This window comes from Phenylobacterium sp., from assembly GCF_036263695.1.
Lineage (GTDB): Bacteria > Pseudomonadota > Alphaproteobacteria > Caulobacterales > Caulobacteraceae > Phenylobacterium.
Genome location: NZ_DATAGM010000389.1, coordinates 1 through 6,260 on the forward strand (window position 1 = coordinate 1; position 6,260 = coordinate 6,260).

Below are 6,260 nucleotides of genomic sequence, written 5' to 3' on the forward strand. Positions count from 1 at the left end.
CTCCAGCACTATCCGCCGGCGAACCGGCTCAGGCAGCGTCTCGTAGTTGCGGGCCCACCTGGCGCGGCTCTCCTGGTGGTCGCCGTAGACGCCGCCGACGTGGACCACCATCACCGCCTCGGGACCTAGTTCCATCAGGTCCAGCATCTCCGCCTGCGAGGTCAGATCCCAGATGCTTTTCTGGGTCAGGACCGGATCGGCGCTGTTGAGGATGACGAATTGCGAGGGGTGGAAGGACAGCCGGACATCCAGGTCACGCGCCTTGCGCCCGATCGCCCGCAACTCGGCGTCGCTCTCGGCCACCATCCCGTGGAACTGCGGCATGTCCGGATGGGTGGCGTACGGCGCCAGGTCCGACGAGAGGCGGTACATGTCGATCCGCTTGGCCGCCAGGTAGTCGAGGATCTGGTCCACGTATTCCAGGGAAACCTTCAGGTGCGGCCTGTTCTGCCATCGTCGCGCATCGTTGCTCTTCAGGGGCTTGCCCATGACCTTGACGGGAAAGCCGATCCTCAGCGGCCGATCGCTCATTGGGGAACCTCGTCTTCGGGATCGAAGCCCAGGCCGCGAACGAAGGCGTTCCAGTCGGACGGGCGCAGCGCGCCGCCTGTCGCCTGGCGATGGCCGGAGCCGTAGTTCTCGTCGGCGCCCGGGGGTGCGCGCTCGGCGAGAAAGGCGAGCAGGTCCAGGTCGCGGGCGGTGCGAACCGCGAAGTGGACCCAGCCGGGCCGAAAGCCGGTGTTCGCCGCCATGACGATCTGGCCCTTCAGCCGCCCGCGCCAGGCCTGGGCGATCAGCGGGTGGATCTGGCAGGGCGATGCGAAGCGGATCAGCGCCACATGGCCCCTCACCTTCGGCGCGACCTTTCGGGCGCGGGCCAGCTCGTCGGCGACCTCGGCCTTTGCGGCGACTAGCTGCGCCGTTTCAGGGTGCTCGCCGCTGATGATCTCCCTTGGCCCCCCGCATCTGAGCAGCAGCGCCAGGGCCGGACTGGCGTCCCCGGCCGCGGCGCGGCGGGGCGCGTTGATCAAGGTGGTCGCCGTTCGCAGCGCCGTGATGGAATAGCGCCGCCGGGCATCGTCCATTTCGGCAAATCCGCTCGCCTCGGCCATGTCCCCGACCAGGCCGAGCGCCGCCAGCCAGAGGAGGTCGTCCACGTCGGCCAGGGCGCCGGCGGCCCGCCAGGCCAGCAGGCTCGAGGTGGGAACCGGGTCCATCCCCCAGCCGGTGATCACCTCGGCGGCGGGCAGGCCCCTCGGAGCATGGTGGTCGATCACCACGGCGGGCACTCCGGCCGCCAACTCTCCGGCGCCGACCGCCAGATCCACCGCGATCAGCCCGCCGATGCGCCGGGACTCCAGCTCCATCCGCATCGCTTCCGACGAGGCGTTCTCGCCGCGCCCCACCAGCCGGGACTGCGCGGGCCTCCCCGCGCGGGCCAGCGCCCGCAGCAGGATGGCCGCGCCGCAGAGCCCATCGGCGTCGTTGTGGGCCAGGACCAGGATCGGCGCGCCGGGGTCGAAGCGGGCGAGCGCGGCCGCGAACCGGCTGCGGATTTCGTCCGCAGATTGGGGAGAACGCCCGCGGCCATGTTGCGTCTCGAGAAGCACCGATCTGCAACCGCGGGGGACATCCAATCGATCCAACCAGCGCAGAAAAGTGCGGCCCGGGAGCCATTCAGGGCCAGGCTAGCCCCCCTCGCTCGCCTCGGCCGCCGGCCGCCGCCAGATCCGATCCCATGGGACGTGCGCCGCACTCGGCGGCCGCTTTGGCGTCATGCGGCGGGCGCCCCCCTCGGCGACCACATAGGTCCACCCCTTTCGCTCGGCGAAGGCGATGGCGCTCTGCATGTCTGGGAACCGCATGCGGATCTGCGAGAACGGATCGGTCGTGACGGTCCAACCGGTGAGAGGATCGAGCCGGCTGGGCGCGACGGGCTCGAACTCCAGCACCCAGGCGCCAGCCTGGGGCGCCGACTCGGTGGCGGACGGCGTCTCCTGGCGGATGCGCGCCAGCGGCACGGGACCGTCGGCGGGCGACGAGGTCCCGGGAAGAGTCGGCCGGGCGCGCGAGAGGTTGTGACCAAGCATCGTGGCCTCCCTGGCTCCAACTGAACCCTCGAGGATTTTGGTTCGGCCGCGCGCCGCCGCAAGGTCTCGCCCTCCGGCGCCGCTTTTCGGCGCCGGGTAGCGGGTTTTCGCGTTACTTAACACCATGGCCAGACCCAAGACCGCCCGGCCGGGGCGCCGCGAAGCCGAACGCCCGGCCCAGGGGCTCCCCGACCGCGACACCCTGCTCAAGTTCATCCGCGACACCGGCGAGGTGAACCGCAGCGAGATCGCCAAGGCGTTCGGCCTCAAGGGCGCCGACCGCCGGGCGCTGCGCGAGCTGATGCGCCAGCTCGAAGAGGACAATGTCCTCGGCCGCCGCGGGCGCCGCGGCTTCTCGGAAGTGGGCGCCCTGCCCCCGGTCGGCGTCGCCGATGTGGTCGAGCGCGACCCCGACGGCGACCTGCTGGTCAAGCTGACCAAGGCCGAGGACGCCCCGCTGGTGCGGCTGGCCCCCGACCGGCGCGAGGCGGTGGCCGGCGCCCCCGGCCTGGGCGACCGGCTCCTGGTCCGCTTCGAGCGGCTGGAGACCGGCGAGGTCGAGGCCCGGATGATCAAGCGGCTCGGCCAGAGCGCCCACCGGGTGCTGGGCGTGATCCGCAAGTCCCGGCGCGAGGTCCGCGTCGAGCCCGTGGACCGCAAGTCCAAGGAGACCCTGCTGCTCACCGGTGTCGATGACCTGGAGGACGGCGACCTGGTGCTCGCCCAGGTCACCGGCGGCGAAAGCCGCTACGGGCCCAAGCGCGGCAAGCTGCTGGAGGTGGTCGGCCGCGAGGACCAGCCCCGGGCCGCCTCGCTGATCGCCATCCACACCCACGGCATTCCGACCGGGTTCTCGACCGAAGCTCAGGCCGAGGCGGAGGCCGCGCAGGCCCCCACCCTCGCCGGCCGCGAGGACCTGCGGGATGTGCCGCTGATCACCATTGACCCGGCCGACGCGCGCGACCACGACGACGCCGTCTACGCCGAGCCGGACACCGATCCCAAGAACGAGGGCGGCTGGATCGTCTGGGTGGCCATCGCCGACGTCGCCGCCTACGTCCGCTCCGGGTCGGCGCTGGACCGCGAGGCGCGCGAGAAGGGCAACTCCGTCTACTTCCCCGACCGGGTGGAGCCGATGCTGCCCGAGCGGCTGTCGGCCGGACTCTGCTCCCTGCGTCAGGGCGAGAACCGCGCCTGCCTGGCCGTGCGGATGGTGTTCGACAAGACGGGCCGGAAACGCTCGCACAAGTTCGTCCGCGGCCTGATGCGCTCGGCCGCCAAGCTCTCCTACGAGCAGGCCCAGGCGGCCGTCGACGGCTGGCCCGACGACAAGACCGCTCCCCTGCTGGAGCCGATCCTGAGGCCCCTGTGGGCCGCCTACCGGACCATGCTGATCGGCCGCGAGAAGCGCGCGCCGCTGGCCATCGAGAGCCTGGAGCGGAAGATTGTCATCAGCGCCGAGGGCGAGGTGGAGTCCATCACCCCACGCGTCTCGCTCGAAGCCCACCGGCTGATCGAGGAGATGATGATCCAGGCCAACGTCTGCGCGGCCGAGACCCTGGAGGCGAAGAAGACGCCGCTGATCTACCGGGTGCACGACGCGCCCAGCCAGGAGAAGCTGCTGTCGCTTACGGAATTCCTCGGCACCATCGGCATCGCCTGGACCAAAGGCGAGCAGCCGCGCACTGAGCGCTTCAACCGGCTGCTGGAGCAGACCCGCGGCGGCCCGCACGCCGAGATCGTCAACGAGGTGGTCCTGCGCACCCAGATGCAGGCGCACTATTCCTCGGAGAACATCGGCCACTACGGGCTCAACCTCGACCGCTACGCGCACTTCACCTCGCCCATCCGCCGCTACGCCGACCTGATCGTCCACCGGGCCCTGGTCAGGGCGCTGGGCCTCGGCGACGACGGCATCACCGACCGCGACATCGCCGAGCTCAAGGACACCGCCGAGCGGATCACCTACGCGGAGCGCCGGGCCATGGCCGCCGAGCGTGACGCCACCGACCGCTACGTCGCCGCCTTCCTCTCGGACCGTGTCGGAGCGGAGTTCCAGGGCCGGATCACCGGCGTCACCCGATTCGGGCTGTTCGTGCGGCTGGCCGAGACCGGGGCCGACGGCCTCGTCCCCGTCTCCAGCCTCGGCGGGGAGTACTTCATCCACGACGACCGCTCCCATGCCCTGGTCGGGGAGCGCACGGGCCAGCGCTGGCCGTTGGGCATGAGCGTCGAGGTGCGGCTGCGTGAGGCCACCCCGATCACAGGCGGGCTGTTGTTCGAGATGCTCAGCGAGCCGATGGCGGCCGACAAGTCCGCCGCGCGCCCACGGCTCGGCGTGCGCCGGCGGGCGGAGAGCCGTCCGCAACGGCGGGGCGGCCGGCGCGGGTAATCCCGGAGGTCGGGTCTCGTCGACTCAGAAGTCGAGCTGGAAGCCCACCTGGGCCATCCGCGGCTCGTTGACGAGAATGCCCCGCGAACGGTCGACGATGAAGGTCTCGTCGGCCAGGTTGCGGAGGGAAGCCATCAGCTTCACCGGCGTGTTCGGCACTCGCCAGGACGCCGCCAGGTTCCACTGCCAGGCGTCGGCGATAAGCCCCTGCTGGCCGTTCGCGCTGGGCGCGACGGTGTTCAGGTCGTCGGCGAACATCTCGCCTGTGTAGACCGCCTCGAGTTCGGCCTGGATCTGGCCGGTGTCGAATCCCGCAGCAAAGCGGCCCACCCACTCGGGCGCGTAAGGCAGCCGGTTTCCGGTCACGGGCCGGGCGTTGTTGACGCTGGAAAAGCGCCGCCCACGGAACTCCGCCGTCCCCACCCAGGTGAGGGTCGCGTCGGCGTACCAGTCGATGGACGTGCCCAAGGCTTCCTTGGAGGAGAAGTTGATCGCGCCCTCGATCCCCTGGTGCACGGTTTCACCCGCGCTGGTGACGGTGGCGCCGACACCCCCGGCCAGAGAGGCGGGGATGATCTGGTTCTCGAAGTCCATGCGGAAGCCGGTGAGTTCGAGCCGCCATCCCGGCGCAGGCCGGCCCCGGGTCCCAAGCTCCCAGTTGATGCTCCGCTCGGCGTCCAGTTCGACCGAGCCGCCGGCGTCGGTCACGACGTCCTCGACCCTTGGAGGCGAGAAGCCGCGATGGACGCCGCCGAACACCGTCCACTCCGGGTTCACGGTCCAGGAGACGCCCAGTCCCGGAATCCACTCGCTGACCTGCTCCGACCCGCGCCTCCCAGTCAGCTTGTTCGACCGGTCGAACTCGATCGTCTCGAACCTAACCCCCGGCGTCACCGCCAGAGCGCCGAAGTCGAAGGTGTTCTGCACGAAGGCGGCGAAAGCCCTGGCCTCGCGCACGTTCTGCTCCCTCACCCCCGCGTTGACGCTGGTCCCCGGGGTGCGCGAGGTCGGACGATCGCCGTTGAACTGGAAACGCTCCTGGTTCTCAGCGTGGGCGCGAGCGCCGGCGGTGAGCTGGCCTGCAAACGCCTCGCCGCCCCACTCCAGGTTCAATCGGCTCTCCAGGCCGAACATGTAGTACTGCCGCAGACGGCCCTCGTTGCCGCAGGTGGTGTTGACGTTGGCCATGCCCCCGCAGGCGGGGTCCGAGGCGTCGTTCGGCCGTTGTCCGGAGTTGGAGGACTGGCGCCACCAGTCGCGCTCGAACGTGGCCGCATAGGCGACCGTGGTCAGCTGGGCCCGGTCGCTGATACGCCAGCCGTGGGCCAGCGAGCCGCCGTGGCGCGACAGCTCGAAGGAATCGTTCTGGAAGGGGTTGCCCCGCGGGTCGGCCAGGAACTCCGCCTGGGTGAGGCCCGAATAGCTGACCCGGCTGTCCTCGTGATAGCTGGTGAGCTTGAGCGTCAGTTCGTGATCTGGATTGAGCGCGTAGACCGCCTTCAGGAACAGGTCCGCGTAGTTCAGGTCGTGGTTGGCGCGCACGCCGGCGCTGTGCCGCGCGGCGAACCCTCCGAACAGGCCTAGGGGGCCGAAGGTGTCTCCCGCCTGCAGCACCACTTCCTGGGTATCGCGCTCGCCGGCCCGCACGATCAGCCGCCCCTGCGCCTCCGCCGGCGGCCGAGGCGTCAGATAGTTTACGACGCCGCCCACGGTATGAGGTCCGAAGACGATCTGGCCGGAGCCCTTCAGCACCTCGACGCCGGAGAACCGCTCGATCG

At 70.4% G+C, this 6,260-nt stretch carries 4 protein-coding genes and 1 pseudogene; 1 reads left to right on the forward strand and 4 read right to left on the reverse strand.

Features of this window, described 5'->3' with window-relative positions; translation table 11 throughout:
• The 3 genes and pseudogenes from VHK87_RS15710 to VHK87_RS15720 all read right to left on the reverse strand — a co-directional run.
• Positions 1-531, reverse strand: a pseudogene (locus VHK87_RS15710) (hypothetical protein); the annotation flags it as partial.
• On the reverse strand, positions 528-1,610 hold the full coding sequence (locus VHK87_RS15715) for a hypothetical protein (RefSeq protein WP_329635833.1): 1,083 nt from the start codon (positions 1,608-1,610) through the stop codon (positions 528-530). The pseudogene VHK87_RS15710 and the gene VHK87_RS15715, both read right to left, overlap by 4 nt.
• Before the next feature lie 78 nt (positions 1,611-1,688).
• Positions 1,689-2,090: an NADH dehydrogenase ubiquinone Fe-S protein 4 gene (locus tag VHK87_RS15720; RefSeq protein ID WP_329635834.1), complete on the reverse strand. Its 402-nt coding sequence runs from the start codon at positions 2,088-2,090 to the stop codon at positions 1,689-1,691.
• A 124-nt stretch (positions 2,091-2,214) separates the two neighbouring features.
• On the opposite strand from VHK87_RS15720, the gene rnr reads away from it, so the two are divergent.
• Positions 2,215-4,482: a ribonuclease R gene (rnr, locus tag VHK87_RS15725; protein WP_329635835.1), complete on the forward strand. Its 2,268-nt coding sequence runs from the start codon at positions 2,215-2,217 to the stop codon at positions 4,480-4,482.
• A gap of 24 nt (positions 4,483-4,506) precedes the next feature.
• Here the strand turns inward: rnr and VHK87_RS15730 are convergent.
• The coding region (locus VHK87_RS15730) for a TonB-dependent receptor family protein (RefSeq protein WP_329635836.1) at positions 4,507-6,260 on the reverse strand (1,754 nt) is incomplete at its 5' end.